This is a genomic window from Paenibacillus tabacirhizosphaerae (assembly GCF_040812395.1).
GTDB lineage: Bacteria > Bacillota > Bacilli > Paenibacillales > NBRC-103111 > Paenibacillus_E.
The window spans coordinates 110,176-129,095 of sequence record NZ_JBFNXH010000002.1; the positions used below are offsets into that span (position 1 = coordinate 110,176).

General features: G+C 45.0%; 16 protein-coding genes. 15 read left to right on the forward strand and 1 reads right to left on the reverse strand.

Annotated elements, in window-relative coordinates:
- The first annotated feature begins 30 nt into the window (after positions 1-30).
- The 6 genes from ABRS97_RS03425 (at position 31) to ABRS97_RS03450 (ending at position 7,434) form a co-directional block, all read left to right on the forward strand.
- Entirely contained in the window at positions 31-1,308 is a 1,278-nt protein-coding gene (locus ABRS97_RS03425; RefSeq protein ID WP_367811501.1) for an O-antigen ligase family protein, read from the forward strand.
- On the forward strand, positions 1,283-2,887 hold the full coding sequence (locus tag ABRS97_RS03430; protein WP_367811502.1) for a glycosyl hydrolase family 28-related protein: 1,605 nt from the start codon (positions 1,283-1,285) through the stop codon (positions 2,885-2,887). Before ABRS97_RS03425 ends, ABRS97_RS03430 begins: the two co-directional genes overlap by 26 nt.
- 102 nt (positions 2,888-2,989) lie before the next feature.
- Positions 2,990-3,940, forward strand: coding sequence for an SGNH/GDSL hydrolase family protein (locus ABRS97_RS03435; RefSeq protein ID WP_367811503.1), 951 nt, complete (start codon positions 2,990-2,992; stop codon positions 3,938-3,940).
- Entirely contained in the window at positions 3,937-5,349 is a 1,413-nt protein-coding gene (locus ABRS97_RS03440) for an MBOAT family O-acyltransferase (protein ID WP_367811504.1), read from the forward strand. Before ABRS97_RS03435 ends, ABRS97_RS03440 begins: the two co-directional genes overlap by 4 nt.
- An 18-nt stretch (positions 5,350-5,367) precedes the next feature.
- On the forward strand, positions 5,368-6,318 hold the full coding sequence (locus ABRS97_RS03445; protein WP_367811505.1) for a glycoside hydrolase family 26 protein: 951 nt from the start codon (positions 5,368-5,370) through the stop codon (positions 6,316-6,318).
- A gap of 231 nt (positions 6,319-6,549) precedes the next feature.
- Positions 6,550-7,434: a DUF2167 domain-containing protein gene (locus ABRS97_RS03450; protein ID WP_367811506.1), complete on the forward strand. Its 885-nt coding sequence runs from the start codon at positions 6,550-6,552 to the stop codon at positions 7,432-7,434.
- Between the two features lie 86 nt (positions 7,435-7,520).
- Here the strand turns inward: ABRS97_RS03450 and ABRS97_RS03455 are convergent, their stop codons facing one another.
- Positions 7,521-8,660 carry a cysteine peptidase family C39 domain-containing protein gene (locus ABRS97_RS03455; RefSeq protein WP_367811507.1) on the reverse strand — a complete coding sequence of 380 codons (1,140 nt, stop codon included), beginning with the start codon at positions 8,658-8,660 and terminating at the stop codon, positions 7,521-7,523.
- Positions 8,661-8,821: 161 nt separating this feature from the next.
- On the opposite strand from ABRS97_RS03455, the gene ABRS97_RS03460 reads away from it, so the two are divergent.
- The 9 genes from ABRS97_RS03460 to codA all read left to right on the forward strand — a co-directional run bounded on the left by ABRS97_RS03460 (position 8,822) and on the right by codA (position 18,813).
- Positions 8,822-9,778: a 3'-5' exoribonuclease YhaM family protein gene (locus ABRS97_RS03460; RefSeq protein WP_367811508.1), complete on the forward strand. Its 957-nt coding sequence runs from the start codon at positions 8,822-8,824 to the stop codon at positions 9,776-9,778.
- Between the two features lie 481 nt (positions 9,779-10,259).
- Complete coding sequence (locus tag ABRS97_RS03465; protein ID WP_367811509.1) at positions 10,260-11,351, forward strand: ABC transporter substrate-binding protein; 1,092 nt, start codon at positions 10,260-10,262, stop codon at positions 11,349-11,351.
- A gap of 23 nt (positions 11,352-11,374) precedes the next feature.
- Positions 11,375-12,772, forward strand: a complete 1,398-nt coding sequence (locus tag ABRS97_RS03470) for an amidohydrolase family protein (protein ID WP_367811510.1) — start codon at positions 11,375-11,377, stop codon at positions 12,770-12,772.
- Positions 12,765-13,478: an NAD(P)H-dependent oxidoreductase gene (locus ABRS97_RS03475; RefSeq protein ID WP_367811511.1), complete on the forward strand. Its 714-nt coding sequence runs from the start codon at positions 12,765-12,767 to the stop codon at positions 13,476-13,478. Before ABRS97_RS03470 ends, ABRS97_RS03475 begins: the two co-directional genes overlap by 8 nt.
- Before the next feature lie 118 nt (positions 13,479-13,596).
- Positions 13,597-14,427: a creatininase family protein gene (locus tag ABRS97_RS03480; protein ID WP_367811512.1), complete on the forward strand. Its 831-nt coding sequence runs from the start codon at positions 13,597-13,599 to the stop codon at positions 14,425-14,427.
- Between the two features lie 95 nt (positions 14,428-14,522).
- Positions 14,523-15,260 carry an ABC transporter ATP-binding protein gene (locus ABRS97_RS03485; protein WP_483312415.1) on the forward strand — a complete coding sequence of 246 codons (738 nt, stop codon included), beginning with the start codon at positions 14,523-14,525 and terminating at the stop codon, positions 15,258-15,260.
- A gap of 19 nt (positions 15,261-15,279) precedes the next feature.
- Positions 15,280-16,617: an FAD-binding oxidoreductase gene (locus ABRS97_RS03490; RefSeq protein ID WP_367811514.1), complete on the forward strand. Its 1,338-nt coding sequence runs from the start codon at positions 15,280-15,282 to the stop codon at positions 16,615-16,617.
- 19 nt (positions 16,618-16,636) lie between these two features.
- Entirely contained in the window at positions 16,637-17,533 is an 897-nt protein-coding gene (locus ABRS97_RS03495; protein WP_367811515.1) for an ABC transporter permease, read from the forward strand.
- A 29-nt stretch (positions 17,534-17,562) separates the two neighbouring features.
- Positions 17,563-18,813, forward strand: a complete 1,251-nt coding sequence (gene codA / locus ABRS97_RS03500) for a cytosine deaminase (RefSeq protein ID WP_367811516.1) — start codon at positions 17,563-17,565, stop codon at positions 18,811-18,813.
- Positions 18,814-18,920: the final 107 nt, after the last annotated feature.

Below are 18,920 nucleotides of genomic sequence, written 5' to 3' on the forward strand. Positions count from 1 at the left end.
AAGATATGGGAATGGGGATACCTATAAAAGATGAAGAAATTATCCATATTGGTATCCGGTGAACTTTATTTTGTGATGTTTATTTTTTCGGGATATATCAAAGGCGGCTTTACATTTATTCCAATCGATTTAACTATGTTAATGTTGGGCATATCCGTACTAATAGCAATGAAACGGTTTTTACTTAAACCTGTCTTGCAGCCATCAGTCGTATTGGCCGTTTCGCTTTTGCTTATTTTTGCGTCATACGTATCATTTACATACATTTATTCGAGCAGTGAAGCTTATGCTTTAAATAAAACGTTCCGCTTTTTTTTAATAACCGGATGGTCATTTATGGGAGTTCTTCTTCTCGTAAGAGACCAAGCAGCATTAAAACGTATGCTTGATAGTTTTATTTTGTTGGCGCTTTTTATGACAGGATTTGGACTTGTCAGTTTTCTTACCAGTTTTCATAGCGGACTGTATGTCGGCCAAATCAATGTGTTGGGTTCTGACTATTTGGCTTTGGGCCGTACATGCGGTATCGGTGCAATTATGTTGATTGGATTATATTTATACAACACGTCAGTTGATGCAAAGAGAAAATTTATTTCGGGGATTCTAACCATACTCATTATCATTTGTTTGATTATTAGTGGGGCGAGAATGCCTTTGCTGGCTTTACTTCTGACTCTAGGGCTGCTTTTTGTCTTATCTTTACGAATGAAGGGGCGTTTGATCACGCTTGATAAGAGACTAAAGTCCCTTGGTGTCATGTTTCTAGTCCTTCTCGTTCTAGCGGTTCCTCTCGCCTCGGCTGGAGCATTCGATACGGTCATTTATCGATTTTCAAGATTGACAGAGGATCCTAACGGAGGGAAATCGGCAGCAGGAAGAATCGACCGATACGCTACCGCTATTGCTATGTGGAGCGAACATCCAGTAGTCGGTGAAGGTGTAGGGAGTTTTCCTATTCAGTATAATGGCTTGGACACAACAGGCTACCCACACAATATATTCTTAGAAATATTATCTGAAACAGGCATAGTAGGACTCATATTATTTCTAGCTTTATTATTAGCAGCATTACATAGGTTGTTCGTAGATAGTATTAAATTGAAAATATGGCTGAATTCAGCTCATTTGTGTGTGCTGTTAGGTTTTACTTATATGTTTATGAATGCAAATGTTTCAGGCGATTTAAATGAAAATAGAGTCTTTTTCTCATTTATGGCATTGTGCTTTTCACTAATTGAGGCATCTGGGATTGATGGAGGAATGAATAAGGGTGATTATATCAATGTTACAAAAGAAACTCTTGCTTAAAACAATGAGCATTTTTATTCTCATGATGTTCGGTAGCCAGTCCCTTTCGGAGGAAATAACACCGAAGGAAACTATGGAAGGCGTAAAAAACGAAATATCAGGACTTATTAATGTTAAACAGTTTGGTGCTGTAGGGGATGGGGAGCAAGACGATTTAGCCGCAATTAATAAAGCAATTGAATTTGCTGCCGAAGAGAGTAAAGGCGGCTCTGATGCGACGTTGTATTTCCCGCCCTCAAAAGGATATGCAGTGTCTTCCAGTTTACTAGTTCCACCAAACATATCCATAGATCAACGAAGTACACTCATTTATACAGGAGAAGATAATGAAGCTCTTCTTACGATTGGTTCTGTGGATGTGGAAACGGCTGCAACCTATAGTGGCCTTTCAGTAGTGCGCAAAAATCAGTCTAAATGGGTAAAAGAGGATTCAGCTGAAAAATCTATCGGAATTCAAATCTATAATGCAGTTCATTCAAATATTGATATTAGACGGGCTGACCAATTTACAATTGGCGTGAAACTTATTGGTGCAGGAAAAGGTTTTGTATACAATGAGGTTCATTTGGGGCGTATTTCCGCTAACTATAAAGGACTCGTTTTGACAAATAAAGCGGGTAGTGAAGGTAAAAGAGGATGGATAAATGAAAATTTGTTCAACGGCGGTAACTTTGCTAGCTGGACAGGCGTCAATTCTGATCAAAGCCGCTTTGGGATCGTTATAACTAGCGAGGATGGCGTATATAAAAACAACAATAACAATGTTTTCCAAAAGCCGAGTTTCGAATTAAATCAAACGAAGCTTACTTCCAAAGCTGAAGCTCTTCCGATCCTAATCAATTATGGCATTCAAAACTACTTTGAGCATGTCCGAAATGAAGGTAATGGCGAATATATTGCAAGGATACTTAACAAAAGCAATGACAACAGTATCCATACAGGCTATGGCGAAGCGCTGATTGATGATCGGTCTGAGTTTCCAAGTAACATAGGTATGACGCCCGAAATGATGGTTTTATCATCTTATAACAGCTTGCTTGCCACATATGATTTTACGGAAAGATTCGAAATGAAGGGGAATTATAAGTCAATAAAAGGGATGTCATTATCTATTGCGAACAATGAAATGGTATCTGAAACCAATTATAGTTGCATTCATAAAGACGATGAACGAGCTGTGACGATAGATCAGGGGTGTGCAGCTGTGGGAATAGCAATCGATACGAGCGCTGTGAAGTCGTTCTTGGTTAAACGCGCGGTAGTTGATGATATGGGAGGAAGAGTTCTAATTAAAGGGTTCAAAAAAGATGGATCTTTGGTTGACGGCAGCAAAAACCAATGGTTGAAGGGGCTCGAAGGTACACAATCCTACTGGACAGCCAGCCAGTTTGGGGACGGATATTTGACTGGCTCAGACCATTCATCTCCTGTTGTTGTCACTGTGGATAGTCAAATAGAAAAAGTGTGGGTTGGGGTCGTTTCTGGTTCCGCCAAAGCGAAAGTGAATCGTCTGTCTATTTATACAAAGCCGGATCAGATGCCAGCGGTAACCTCAGGTGCAGAATTAACCAAAAAGTGAGAAATGATTTGGGGGAAGAATCGAATGTGGAAGAAACTGGTTCTGAAGACCGCGCTTGCTTTTCTGTGCGCTATAGTACTTTGGGAGCTTGTTCTTGAGCAAATGGTCATTCATCCGACTGGATATATGAACCATCCGACTTTAGGTAAAGTAGCAAAAGAAGGGATTTATTTACAGGGATTGGAGGGGTACAGTAAAACGAAAGTATACGATCAGGGTTTGATCGGGCAACCCATTGTACACAAAGATGGAGCCTATAACATTTTGTTTTTGGGTGATTCTTTTACAGAAGGTATGCAGGTATCAGACGATAAAAAGTACGCTTTTCAGGTAGAGCAAACATGGAATGCCAGTGCGTCATCAGTAAACATCCATTCAACTAATTTTGGAAGAAGTTCGGCGTCACCAGCTTATTATATACACCTTTCTGAGTACTACAAAGATCTAGTAAAGCCTGATTTAACGGTTATACAAATTGATGAGCTTGATGCTAACGATTTATTGGACTCCTCGCAGAATATTTATATGGTTCCGAGTCAAGATAATGGATCGTTTCAAACTATAAAAAATGATGAATTCGCAAGCAAAAACAAGATAGCACAGAAGTTCCCTCAATTGTACTGGTTATTAAATATTTCTGTTGTTCGTCTTGGGACTGAGAAGTTACAAAGCATGATTCCCAAGAAAAAAGGAATGGGGGAGACGAAGGTTTCAGCTGAAGACCCTCAAGTGCTTGAAGCCCTGAACTGGTCTGTAAAACGGTTGAAAGAGTGCTATCCGAATTTGGTTATCGTGTACATTCCCAAAATGAATTTCAACGAATCGCTGTCGAATAAAGGTCGTTTTGAGCAGCAGCTTGAAGAAAGTTCCAAACAATATCATGTAAATTTATTGAATATGCGGCAACCTTTTATCCGTGAATACGAGAAAACCCATCAGCCTATGTACGGATTCAATAATACGGCACCGGGCAAAGGCCATATTAACTCAGAAGGGCACAGGCTCATATCGGAATCAATCGTGCAATTTTTGAAGGGAGAGTTGGGAGAATGACCTTTTCCAGTATTTCCTTTATTGTTTTTTTTGTTATTGTATTGTACTTGTTATATGTTTTGCCGAAAAATAACATAAAAAAATGGGTGTTGTTTGCTTCAAGCCTATTCTTTTATGGATACTGGAGTGTTTTTTTCCTATTTGTATTTTTGCTTATCACGATTGTCAATTATTTTGCAGGCAAGCGTATTTTTTACCATCTGGATTCGCCACGCGCCAAAGTTTGGCTTTACGGCATCATTACGTTGGATCTAGCTATTCTGGGAATGTTTAAATATTATAACTTCTTCGTCGATTCATTGAATCAGCTTTTTGTATGGAAACAAGGGTTACTCCCGATTGGGCATCTTGAAATTTTACTGCCAATTGGTATTTCTTTTGTTACTTTCGAAGTGATTAGCTATAATGTGGACATTTACCGAAAGCATTCCGCACCCGCGAAGACAATACTAGATTTCTCTTTGCTTATTTTCTTTTTCCCACATCTGGTTGCGGGGCCGATCCTAAAGCCTAATCACTTTTTGCCTCAGGTCGAAAGAAAAGGAATAAGCATCAAATGGGCGAATATTGAAGAAGGCGCACAAATTTTTATTTTTGGATTAGTGAAGAAATTGCTTGTTGCGGACAGATTGGCGGAATTTGCTGACCCTGTATTCAATAATCCTTCCCAATATGATTCACTAACAGTTTGGCTCGCTGTTGTCGCTTATGCAGTTCAGATCTATTGCGATTTTTCCGGGTATACGGATATGGCAATTGGTGCAGCAAAATGTATGGGGTTTGAGATACCCAAGAACTTCAATATGCCTTACATATCGCTTAGCATTACGGAGTTTTGGCGAAGGTGGCATATCTCCTTGTCTACTTGGCTGAGAGAGTATTTGTATATTTCTTTGGGTGGCAATAGAAAAGGTAAAGTTAGACAAAATCTTAACCTTATGATTGTTATGTTATTAGGTGGTTTGTGGCATGGTGCGAGTTGGAACTTCGTGGTTTGGGGCGGACTACAAGGCATTGGTCTGGTTGCTCATAAAATGTATTTTGAGAAAATATTGAAGAAGAAAGAAATAACGCATCCCGTTTACCGATTTTTCGCTTGGTTATTAACGCTTGTTTTTGTATGCACGGCTTGGGTATTTTTCCGATCGGTCAGCTTCTCTAACAGTTGGATCATACTTGGCAAGATGTATGGATTTGGGGAGTATAAAGGTATTCACTGGCTGCCTGTATCGCTAATGGTGCTTCTTCCGATCGTTATAGCGGCGCATTTGTACGGTAAACAAAAAGAGGGATACTTTCAAGCCCCTCTTCATACATTCCGAGGCTTATTTATTTTGTTCGTGATCTTACTTGCATTAGTCTTCTTCTCACTAACGAATAGTTCGCCATTTATTTATTTCCAATTCTAAATGGATGTGATTAGCTTTATGATTCGTCGATTTTTAGTCGTAATACTGCTGGGAACGTCGATTCTCTCTATTCTCTTGGTGGCGCCATTTAGAATGCGTGAGAACATAGCGGAAGGAGCTTGGATCGGCGAGTGGCCTAATGCTTCGCTTCATAATCTGGAAAAGTATGAGGCGAAAACGACTCGAAAAATGGATATTATTCATACTTTTGTGAATACGAATCATAATCTATCTCACTTTCAGGCAGCGATCGATTATGTGCACGATTATGGATCTATTAATCTATTGACGCTCGAGCCTATTAAAAAGAGCGGTGGCGGATACAATACGGTTGAAATTGCAAATGGTGCGCTAGATGATTATTTTCATAAAATGGCATATGATTTGAAAAATTGGCAAAATGGCTCAGAGATCTGGATCCGGTTTATGCATGAAGCGAACGGAAATTGGTATAGTTGGGGTCTTGGTGATCATACGGAAAATACAAACGAGACTTACAAAAGCGCTTATCAGAGAATGGTACAGATTTTTCGAAATGAACAGGCGATGAATGTCAAATTTATTTATAATGTGAATTGCGAGAATGTTGGGAAGGGTGCTTCTTTTATTGGTGCCTATCCTGGTGATGATTATGTGGATATGCTCTCAATTGATGGATATAACTGGGGGGAAAGTCGGAAAGCAGGAAATTGGAGGACGTTCGGGGAAGTTTTCGGTAATTCCTACCATGCGTTGAAGTCCATATCCCATAAACCGATTTTGATTACTGAGTTGTCGAGTTCTGAAAATGGGGGCAATAAAGCTAATTGGATTAAAAATGCGTTTCAAGAGATTGCTTCGAATCGTTATCGGCAAATATCCGCAATGATCTGGTTTTATGAGAACAAGGAAGTTGATTGGAGATTCGATTCTTCCAAGCTTGCTGAAGTTTCATATCAACAAGAGGGAAGGGTGCTTTTCAACAAATAATCGCGAACCAGTGATTTCAAAAGAAGTTTATAAAGTCTGCTTATTCTTTTCCTAATGTATGGAATGGGGATTGGCAGACTTTTTTATATTATATTTGTCAAATAATGTTGAAAAATGTAATAAAACATACAGAAATACAAAAGAAATTCATTTAATATAATATCGGGATAAAAGCTTTGTTATTGCGGGTTCTATGTAATATGAAACATACATAATTAGGAGGCAGTTTGGATGAAAAAGCTTTGGATCAGTATCGGTTTGACACTCATCTTGTTAGGAGGCAGCACAGTATCCGCCGCTCAGGATTACAATTGGATTGAAGGCGGGAAAAAGGTCGACCTGAAGCAGGTAGCTACAGTTGACCTTGATCCCTCTCTCTTATTTCTGAATGCGGAAGATACAATGAAGATGAGCCGCGATAATAATGAGAAGCCTAGGGGAAATGAACTTGGCAGTATTTTTCCTAAGGATGAGAATGAATATTGGACAGTTATTTTCCGCTATGAAGAAACAGGTTATATCAAAGATGCGGAGAAAGAGAAAATCGATGCCAAAGCCATCTTAAAGAGTTATAAGGAAGGGACAGAGAAGGCTAATAAGGAACGTCCGGAGGGAGCGAGAGTTCATGTGACGGGTTGGGATGTAGAGCCTTTTTACGATAAAAATACACATAATCTGACTTGGTCGATGCTGGCCGAGGGTGATAATAAGGAACAGTTGGTTAATTACAATGTACGCTTGCTGACGCGAAAAGGTTATATCTCCGCCATCCTGATCTCAGATCCGAAAAGTCGTGAGGCTGACAAGAAGAAATTAACTGAACTAATTTTGCCGAAGTTAGCGGTTAAAGCTGGAGAGAAATATGAAGACTTTAACGCGTCTACAGACAAAATATCTGAGTATGGTTTAGCAGGTCTAATCCTAGGCGGCGCCGGGCTTGTCGTTGCAAAGAAAGTCGGGCTGATAGCTACGATTCTGCTTTTCGGCAAAAAATTCTTCCTCCTAGTATTGGTTGCTCTCGGAGCAGTCGGGACCTTTATTAAAAAGCTTTTCCGCAGAAAAGAGCGCGTAGAAAGAGTAGAACCAAACGTGGAGCAAAATCAGAATCAAGATTAATGTCCAAGCTGGGTAATAAAAGAGGACGAAAATCAAATATGTGATAGATAAAAAGCCCGAGCTAGAATTCGGGCTTTTTATGCATATTAAATGACTGCCAAGGCTGATTGACGTTTCTCAAGAAGCGGCAGCTCTTGGAACTGTTCAAAGACTCTCTTCAGGAAATCGGTTTCCTGTTCCAGAAACGCTTCCGCACTTTCGATGAAAGCAGTAATTACTTTCTCCTTAGATCGCTTGCGCTGAACATTAACTTTGAAAACATTTCCTATATTTTCAATGGTTTTTATGAGGGAATCCAGTTCATTATATAGCTCGCTAACATAGGTGAAGTTCAGATCCAACATTTCTTGTAGCAAATCTTTTAAGAAGTAACGGCTGAAACGATTCTCGAATATACACTTATCATACATCTGGAATATGGGTGTCGACAATGGATCGGCGGAATGCAAATGTGCTTTCAAATCCTCGATTAATTGCTTCATGGCTTGCTGGCCAAAGTAATAACGAATACCATCTTCAATGACGGAATCCCCGTTCATATACTCGTAGGCGATTGTTTTCAAACATTGCTGCATGAGATATTCTAATGGCAAATCGATATGTCCGGGAATGCTTTCAATTTCACTTGTTCCGAAAATGCTCAGCTGCTCTATGCCTGGATAATCAATTAGCTGCGGAATAACGCGGTCGCCCTCCCAGAATTTTTGGAAATCCGAGATTGGCATCCTTCCCTGGTATTTATTTGGTATTGGGTCATAAACTAAAACATCCTGGTCATCGATGCCATACACGAGAATCCAGTGAGCGTTCGGATACAGAAATAGGCTCATATAATCTCTAAAATAATCCTCACTATGGTAGTCTTTTGAATGGGGGATGTGGTAAGTCGTACCGCATACAATGAAAGGCCTTTGCTGCTCGATCGCTGCATGAAGCACATTCATGCCAGATTCCAGGGTATCGTATTGCTTCGTGTTAAACGTGTAACCGAGATACTTGCCTGCACCTAGATAGCCAAGACGCCTAGCCTCCCAGATGCTAACAAAACTACTGGAATCATGCGAATTTTTAGCATAGGAGGGCAAGCTGAACAAGCATAGATTGAGTTGCAGGCTTTGCGAACTTTGTCTGCCTTCGTGCTCCAATTTGGCATGTACGAGAGGGAAAGAACAGGGCCAATAATAAGGAACATTAATATCAGCGCTAAAATCTTTAACGATTGCCATAGTTTGACCTCCCTGATTGTGATATGGATTTGACGCTATCAGCTTTCTAGCAATTCCAATTACATACAATTTTATATTGTATGTAAAGACAACGCAATGCTATTGTAAAAGAGTTTTTCGATATATAATGGAGGTATATATATGAGAGGAACTATACGACAATGACTTTAATCAAACAACTCATCGCGCAAGACGAATTCGTCGGCTTCTATCTCCTGAAGGAGCTGGAGGTCAAACAAACCAATGCAACGCCTGCCAAAGATTATTTCGATATCGTCCTATGCGATGCCAGTGGACAGATCTCTGCTAAGTACTGGGACGCTAGCGCGACAGATAAAGAAACCTTTTTCCCCATGGGATTGGTCAAGGTACAAGGCATCGTTCAGACCTATCGGGAGAAACTGCAGGTAAAAATCACACGACTGCGTAAAGCTGCACCTGAGGATGGGGTATTCATCAAAGATTTTATACGTTCAGCCCCGATCAGTCCGAATGATCTTATTCAAACGATAAATGGGGTGATGGAAAGCATCGTTGACCCTACTATTAAGAAGCTAGTTTCCTATTGCGTCACCAAAGTGGATGAGAAACTGACGCATTATCCCGCTGCCAAAACCCATCATCATGCTTATTTCGCGGGGCTTGCCTATCATATCGTTCGAATGCTGGAGCTTGGCGAATTTATATGCAAGCAGCGCCCGTTCCTGAATGAAGATTTGATCAAAGCAGGGATTATTCTCCATGATATTGCGAAGCCCGAGGAAATGATTGCGCAGCTTGGCATCGTGACCGATTACAGTGTGCAAGGAAAGCTGCTCGGGCACATTTCGATGGCATCGAATTGGATTACGGAGGCGGCGATTCATCACGAAATCGATCTGAATGCCGATCTGGTCATCGGGTTGCAGCATATCATTCTAGCCCATCACAACTTGGCGGAATGGGGGAGCCCGGTGCAGCCGCAGATCGCCGAGGCCGTCGCGCTGCATTATATTGACTCGCTGGATGCGAAATTACAAATGGTCGAGGATGCGTTAGAGCTTACGCCAGCAAGCGAACCGTGGACTCCGATGATCCGAGGGTTGGAGAATAAGGCGATTTACCGATTGAAGATTTAGAGAGATAGTATGGAAAAAGACTGTGTGAGCCTAATAAGCTCACGCAGTCTTTTTTTCATAACTCCAACCCTGTTCCCTGTATGAAGCACCTAATCGTGAGTGATCGAAACGCAAAAGCCGGAGCAGCTTTCGCTCGATTTAGGTTGAGCTCAATCATAAAGTTGACTGCTTTTCGATTGCCTATCGCCGTTGATTGAGGGAATAGGGTGTTATGGTAGGAACGATTTGATTAAATCGTTCGTTATATTTCATAACATAATATTAGTTGTTTTATTGAAACGAACTTGAATGTTCGGATTTTCGTGTCATTTTTGTCGTTGAAATCCATAAGATAATTAAAAATCAATAAAAATCCGATCATTCTTTGTGGGAAATTACAAATCATTGTCACTTTCGTTGACTTAAACATGACATAAATTCTATATTGAATTCATGAACGAAAAGCTTTGTGTAGAAAACCAATTAGAGGGGGAAGTTGAATATGAAATCAATCCATCACGCTATCCCGTTTACGCCGAAACGTCCGGCAGTTATTTCAACAGGTTTGGTTTTGACCATGAGTTTGCTCGCGGGCTGCGGCAGCAGCGCGGGTTCATCCGGCGCAACTTCAGCCCCGACTACAGCGGCGGCGACTGCGACAGCAACAACTGCAGCGACACCTGCGGCATCTGCGGCTCCGAAAGCTGCCGTACCGGCTACGCTGATTCTAAATTGGTTCGCAGAGCCTGAGCATGGCGGGAATTTCGCAGCTGTCGCGAAAGGGTTTTACAAAGACGCTGGCTTGGATGTCACGCTCACGCCTGGCGGTCCGTCCACTTCTGCTACACAAATTGTTGCCTCTGGCAAAGCGCAGTTCGGGATGGCGAATGGAGATGATATTCTCGTAGCCAGACAAGAAGGCATTCCGATCGTGGCGATCGCGACATCGCTTCAGAAGAGTCCGCAGGCGCTATTCTACCATAAGGACTCCGGCATTAAAGATTTCAGCGATTTGAATGGCCATAAGGTATACGTGGCATCTACGGCAAGCTTCTGGCAGTTTATGAAGAAAAAGTATAAATTAGATGGCGCTCAAGAGATGAAATATACAGGCCAATTAGTTAACTTCGTTAGCGATAAAAATGCGCTGACACAAGGTTATGTGACCTCCGAACCCTTCACGCTGGACCAGCAAAAGGTCGAATACGGCACCCTTCTGAATGCCGATTCAGGATACAACATTTATGCCGGCGTGTACTTCACCACGGAGAAAATGATCGCAGAACATCCGGATCAAGTGAAGGCGTTTGTCGAAGCCACAGTGAAAGGCTGGGATTATTACAAGGATCATTCCGAAGAAATTAATCCATCTATTAAAGAGAAGAATCCGGATATGGGTCTTGATATGATGAAGTTTAGCGCAGCGAAAGAAATGGATTTTGCTTTTGGCGGCGATGCGGCGACCAAGGGGACAGGGATTATGACGAAAGAGCGCTGGACCGAAGTGCAAACGCAACTCGTCGATGCAGGTATTCTGAAGTCGGCTGAAGATATTAATAAAGTGTTCACGACACAGTTTTTGCCTAAAAAATAACTAGCAATCAGGGGGTGGCGGCAATGGCATCGATACGGAATATGGAGCTAAACAATGTTCGTTTGCCGATGGAGGATGAAGGCTATCTGTACCAGATATCGGTTCGGGGTGGGGCTTGGACTCGTATTCAGAGGCAGGAGGCTTATGCCGCCCAACCTGATTTTCACACATTGGAGGAGTGGGAGCCTCAGAAGGGAGCGATGGGAGATGAGATCGCCCAGATTGACCTTCAGGGGAAAATCCTGCTGCCGGGTTTCGTCGATGCGCATATGCATTTGGACAAATCCTTTTCATTGACTTCGGTTGGAAATAGTAGCGGTACGCTAGAAGAAGCGGTTCGCAATTATTCGCAGGCGGCTCCTTCTTTTAGCAAATCTGAAATAAAATCAAGGATTATTCGTTCTGCTATGCAAGCTTTGTCCTTTGGCACGACTCATATTCGGACGCACTTGGATTTTAACCTAAGAGCTTCCCGTGAAGTTGCTTTGCGTACGGTTGAGGCCGCCTTGGAGGCCAAAGAAATGTTGGCGCCATTCATGACGCTTCAACTATTCCCGATGTGTCCCTACTATTTGACGGATGCGGATGTCGAGGTTGTGGAAGAAGCCTTGCGAATGGGGGTTGATGGCATTGGCGGCGCCCCTCATATATCGGCAACGCCCAAGGAGGATATCAATCGCATTTTCGAGTTGGCTGAGAAATATGATTTGCCCATTGATCTCCACTGCGATGAAACGGATGACCCTACGATGCGTACGATCGAGCATATTGCTCTGCGTACGAAGGAAGAAGGGTATGGGGGCCGAGTGACCGTCGACCATTTATGTGCGTTAGCCTCGATGACAGACGCGGATGCGCATGGCATCATCGGAAGAATGGCCGATGCCGGACTGAAGGCAGTTTCCTTGCCGGCAGTGAACCTGTATCTGCAGGGCAGGCGGGACACGTTCCCGGTTAGACGCGGTGTCACAAGGTTGAAAGAAATATGGCAAACGGGGATTCCGATTGCTGTCGCTTCAGACAACATTCATGATCCGTTTCACCCTTTTGGGCGCGGAGATCTTCTGCAAATCGCATTAATCAGCTCTTATGCGGCTCACATGGGAAGACCGGCGGATCTTCGCACACTGCTGCATATGATCACAGATATTCCAAGCAAGGTGCTTGATCTTCAACATTATGGCGTATCCGTTGGCAATCCGGCGAATTTCGTTATCATTGACGGTCAGTCACCTGAAGAGCTGTTCACGCTGATGTCGGAACGCAGGTGGGTATTCAGTCAAGGAAGCTGGGTACGAATGGCTGCAAAGAAAGCGGAGTGGCAGCATCCAAGTTTGGCGGCATATTGGAACGAGGCCAGTGAGACGGTGACTTTCCGCAAACATGAATTCGCGAAGGGGGAAACAACCGCTTATGGCTAACATTCTGGTCATCTATTACAGCGCATTCGGGCATGTATTCCAAATGGCGCAAGCTGTTGCGGAGGGAGCGGGGAAGTCGAGTCAGCATCAGGTTCGAATCGTTCGAATTCCTGAACTGGCAGCTAGCGAAAATCGGGTCATTCAGAGAGATCAGAATCGACAGGAGGCAGAAGAGGAAGATGTGGTCTCCGCCCGGACATTGTCTAAGCAGTTTCGTTTGACCGACCGCTACAGCAAATATGAGGCGACCCTAATCTTGCAACAGGATATACCTTGGGCAACGAATGACGATTTGCGTTGGGCAGATGGCATTCTCTGGGGATTTCCGACGTATTACGGCATGATGCCTTCGCAAGTTAAATTGTTCCTTGAACTCGCCGGCGACCTGTGCATTGACGGTTCGCTTACGGGAAAACCGACAGGAATTTTCAATAGCACGGCTTCGATTCACACGGGGCATGAAGCGACAATTTTAACATCCATGGTGCCATTATTTCATTTTGGCATGATTTTTGTGGGGCTGCCTTATTCGGAAAATCCCGAATATTTAACAGCTGATGCTATCGGTTGCTCACCTTATGGCGCATCCACATTAGCGGGACCAGACAGCTCTTTATCTCCGGATCCTCGTGAATTGCTGATGGCGGCACGGCTGGGCGAAAAGGTTGCGCATGTAGCTGCTGCTTTACAGATGTATCAGGCATAGCACAACAGGCAAGCATGCAATAACAATGAAAGCCGAAGATCCGCTCCATAAAGCAGCAGGATCTTTTTCTTATAGGCGAAATGTCCGTTTATTCTAACAGATAATGGAGGCGTTGACATTGGCATTCGGACGATATACAGGTGTAGGCAAAGCGTGGGATCTCTGTTTTTTCCCTCGTCTGAGTAAATTGGAAGTGGCTCAAATGCCGAAAAAAGACGCGTTAATCGTATTGCCCGTTGGAGCGATTGAACAGCATGGACCGCATATGCCGGTTTTTACAGATACATTGATTTCTGAAGTGATGCTAACAGAGGCTTTCGAACAGCTGCCTGATGAGGCGAATATATGGCTGCTTCCGGCCATTCCTTACGGGAAAAGCACGGAACATCTGGGTCAGCCTGGAACAATATCCTTATCGGCTACAACGCTGATGGCGGTCGTGATGGATATTGCCAAAAGCCTGCGCGTCAGCGGATTTGAGAAGCTGGTGTTAGTGAACACGCATGGTGGCAATGCCGACCTGCTTAGCATGATGGCCCGGGAAATACGCATTGAAACGGGAATGGCCGTGTTTCGGCTGGATCCAGGCGGATTAGGTTCTGCGGATGAATGGTTGAGCCTGCAAGAGAAGCAGTTCGGCATTCATGCCGGCGATATGGAAACCTCCGTTGTGAAGTCCGCAATGCCACATTGGGTTCATATGGAGGTGGCTCCGAAAGAGTTTCCCAATTACCCGAAATCGCGTTATTTAGCGCTGAAAAGCCGTGGTTTTGCTTGGATTATGAAGGATCTGTCCGACTCGGGCATCTCAGGTGACGCTACGCAAGCGACAAGTGAAAAAGGCAAGGCGATGGTCGAAAAGTTCGGCGCAGATATGGCGGAGGCCTTGCTTGAATTTTCGAAATTTGACATGAAGACGCTGAAGGCACAAATGAACACAGGAGAGTAGTCGAATATTTAGAGTAGGAGCTGATGGAGATGAGCGTGAACTCTTCATTGATTGGAGCAAACGGCAGCCCGTTATCGAATTCCGCTTTCGTATCCATGGGAAACTTGTCGAAAACGTATCCGAATGGCACGGTTGCCCTGCAAGATGTTAACTTAACGATCAACGAAGGCGAGTTTCTTTGTTTCGTTGGACCGTCAGGTTGTGGGAAATCGACGATTTTTAAAATGATCACAGGCCTCGGGCGCCCCAGCAGCGGGAAGCTGGATGTGTTTGGAACGACCCCTAAAGAGGCACGAAAGCAAAGCGATATCGCGTTCGTTTTCCAGGATCACACGCTGCTGCCATGGTCGACCGTTGAAGCCAATGTGAGATTGCCGCTTGAACTGAAGGGCGTCGATAAGAAGACGCAAAAGGAAGAAGCGGAACGCGTTCTGGAACTGGTCGGCTTGAAGGATTATATGAAGGTATTGCCGAGACAGCTCTCGGGCGGCATGAAAATGCGCGTTTCCATCGCGCGCGCACTTATATCCAGACCGAAGCTGCTTCTCATGGATGAGCCCTTCGGGGCACTTGATGAGATTACCCGGCAAACGCTGCAAATGGAGCTGCTCAATATTTGGCAGCAGGATAAGAAAATGACCGTACTCTTCGTCACGCATAATGTGTTCGAGTCGGTATTTTTGTCAACGAGCGTTGTGGTGATGACGCCGCGTCCCGGCAAAATTTCCGCGATGATTGACATTCCTGTTCCTTTCCCGCGGGATGAAAGCTATCGGACGAATGCGCAATTCGGTGAACTCGTTCGCGAAGTTTCGGCTGCTTTAGAACATTAAGTCAAGGAGGAAGAGGCTGATGGCTGTGAATATGAGTTGGGAAAAAGAGATGCAGGACCAGTTGGGCGATGCGATTATACGGCTGGATGGAGAAACCAGAGAAAAGCTGTCCAAGGACTATTATTGGTATTCGCCGGTCTTGGATCGCCAGTTGAAAAACAATAAAGCTGCCGATGTTGCAGCGCTCCCTAGAAATGAAGCGGAGGTTGCTGAAATCCTTGCTTACGGCTACCGGAACCAAATTCCGGTCACGGTCCGCGGAGCGGGTACTGGCAATTACGGTCAGGCGGTTCCGCTGCAAGCAGGCATCGTGCTGGATTTAAGCCGAATGGATGAGATTATGGAAATCGGCCCTGGCTATGCTCGGCTGCAATGCGGCGTCCGAATGGCTACGATCGATAGAACGGCCCGTGAAGTCGGACAAGAAATTCGTATCTATCCAAGCACTTATGTGAAGGCAACGGTTGGCGGGTTTGTCAGCGGCGGTTCCGGCGGGATCGGTTCCATTTCTTACGGTAACTTATGGGATAGCAATGTCTTGGAAGCTGTCATTTATACGATGGAAGAAAAGCCTCAGCGCCAAGTTATAAAAGGGGCGGACTTATTCGACTACATTCATAATTACGGGACAACTGGCATTATGACGGAGGTGACGATTCCACTGGCTCCCCGTACGGAGTGGGCGCAAGCGATTGCTCAATTCGAATCTTTCGAGCAGTCTATGCGCTTTGGCGAGGCATTAGCGGCAGAGGACTCCATTCATAAACGCCTCATCTCACCGGTGGAATGGCCGATCCCTTCCTACTTTGTTCCGTTTGGCAAGGTCATTCAGGAGGGGCGGGCTGCGGTTATGCTGGAATTCGCAGAATCCGCGCTGGCGCAAGTTCAAGAGCTGGCTCAGCGCTTTGATGGCCATCTCGGACATGTCATTGAAGCGGATAAATATCGCAAAACAATTGGCGTTTCCGACTTTACATGGAACCACACGACGTTATGGGCTATGAAAACAGACCCCGCGATGACGTATTTGCAAGCGGGCTTCAAACTGGACAGCTATTTGGAGCAAGTGCGCATGATCAAAGCAAAGTATGGAGATGAAGTCTATTTACACTTCGAGTGGGTGCGAGGCGGGGGAGCCCTTATTCCAACTGCGCTGCCAATCGTCCGTTTTCAAAGCGAGGAACGTTTGTATGAAATTATTGACTATTGCGAATCCATTGGCGTGGAAATATTTGATCCCCATACGTGGGTATTAGATCATGGCGGACGCGGAGAAGTGGGAAGCATGGAACGGAAAAAACGCCAGAATGACCCTAAAGGGCTGCTGAATCCAGGGAAAATCATTTATGAAATGTGAATGAAAGGGGAGGATTGAAATGGCCGTTGATCATAAATATTTGCAAATCTTGCCAGATGAAATTTTCCCGGCCCGGGAACGAGCGGCTTGGGCGAATCGATTTGAGGACGGCGTTTCGCCAGCGCGTGCTTTTATCTTGTTTTTAAGACATATCGCTCCGCCATTGATAGCGTTTATAGTTTTCATCGGAGGTTGGGAGTTGATTGCTTATTTGGTCAAGGCCCCTGTGTATCTCGTGCCTAAGCCGTCGGATATTGTTACGGCAGCCATCGAAAATAGAAGCGCATTATGGGTTTCGGTATCCACGACGACTCTTGAAGCTGTTTTCGGATTTTTCCTGAGCATTATATTGGGCGTGGCAGGAGCTATTTTGCTGGCGATTTCCAAATGGATCGAGAAGGGCGTGTATCCTTACGCTATTATTTTACAGACCATTCCTATTGTCGCTATAGCTCCATTGATCGTGATTTGGTTCGATGCCGGTATGAATGCGATTGTTATTATTACGTTCCTGATCGGGTTTTTCCCGATGCTTTCCAACACGCTGATTGGTCTGAACTCGACGGATCAAAATATGAGCAACCTGTTCTATTTGTACAATGCCAATCCCATCCAAACGATGTGGAAACTGCGTATACCAGCCGCTTTGCCTTATATCGTGGCAGGTCTTAAAATTTCCTGTACGCTTTCAGTTGTAGGGGCCATTGTCGGTGAATATATCGCCGGTATCGGTGGCGGTCAAGGCGGACTCGGCTATGCGATTACGTATGCAGCCGCCCGTTTGAAAACTCCTTATCTGTTCGCTTGCGGATTGTCGGCGTCTGCGCTCGGCATTCTCTTCTTTCTGCTGGTCAATGCCTTTGCCAAATGGGTATTAAGCTCCTGGCACGAATCTGAAATGAAACGCGACAATTAATGAGCCGCGAGGTAAAGAGGGTGAGATACATGTTGGATCTTGTGGTTCGCCAAGCTAAGCTGTTAGACAATGACGAACTTGTTGATGTCGGCGTTAAGGATGGCCGAATTGTGATGTTGGGCAGCGTTGCAGCAGCTGGGAAAAGAGAGATTGACGGGAGCGGGCATGTGCTCCTCCCTCCTTTCGTCGAGTCGCATATTCACCTCGACACGGTCTTGACGGCAGGAGAGCCCGCCTGGAACGAAAGCGGCACGCTTTTCGAAGGCATCGGCCTCTGGCAAAAGCGCAAAGAAGTACTCACCTACGAGGACGTGCTTCATCGTGCCGGGCAGGTGCTTCGGATGCAGATGATCAGTGGGGTTCTCCACGTGAGAACCCAAGCGGACATCTCGGACCCGAAGCTTACCGCACTGCGCGCGCTCATTGCGCTGCGCGAGCGCGTGAAGCCCTACATGCACGTGCAGGTCATTGCCTTCCCGCAGGACGGCATCCGTGCATGTCCGGATAATGAGCAGCGTCTGGAAGAAGCGCTGCTGCTCGGCGCGGATGGCATCGGCGCGATTCCGCATTTGGAATCGACACGCGAGGAGGGCATCGCCTCGCTTGATATTTGCTTTAAGCTTGCTGAGAAATACGGCTGCTTCGTTCATATTTTCTGCGATGAAATCGACGATGCGCAGTCCATGTTTCTGGAAGCGGCTGCTCACCTCGCGATTCGTTCAGGATTGCGGGAACGCGTAACCGCAGCGCATGCGAGCGCGTCAGCCTACTATGGCGAGGCTTATTTTCAGAAGCTGCTTGGCTTGTTGTCGCGCTCGGGAATGAACGTGGTGTGCTGCCCGCTCATTAACAGCGCGATGCAAGGACGGTTCGACAGCTTCCCCAAAGGGCGCGGGATTACACGCATCAAAGAAATGTGGTCAGCGGGGATTAATGTGAGTATCGCGCACGACGATATTCAGACCCCGTTTTATCCGTTCGGTACCGGCAATATGCTGCAAGCCGCCCATATGGCTGCGCATCTCGCGCATATGACAGGACGCGAGGACGTAGCGGAGCTTGTTCGTATGATTACAATGCGTGCAGCACGAACGCTGCAGATAGAGACATATGGCGTTGAGGTAGGGAACCCTGCCAGCTTTATTCTGTTGGCTGGCAGCGGTGCGATGGATCTTGTGCGGCAGCAGCCTGCATGCCGGTATGTCGTGAGCCACGGGCGTGTTGTGGCAGCAACAAAACCTGCTGCAAGTGAGTTGTTTTCTGCTATAATTACAGAATAACTTCATTGAGCAATAAAGCGAACCCCCTGCGAATTTTCCCGCAGGGGGTTGTTTAGTATAGTTTTCCTAATGTTTACTTAATCATTAGCAGGATTGTGGCGAAAAAC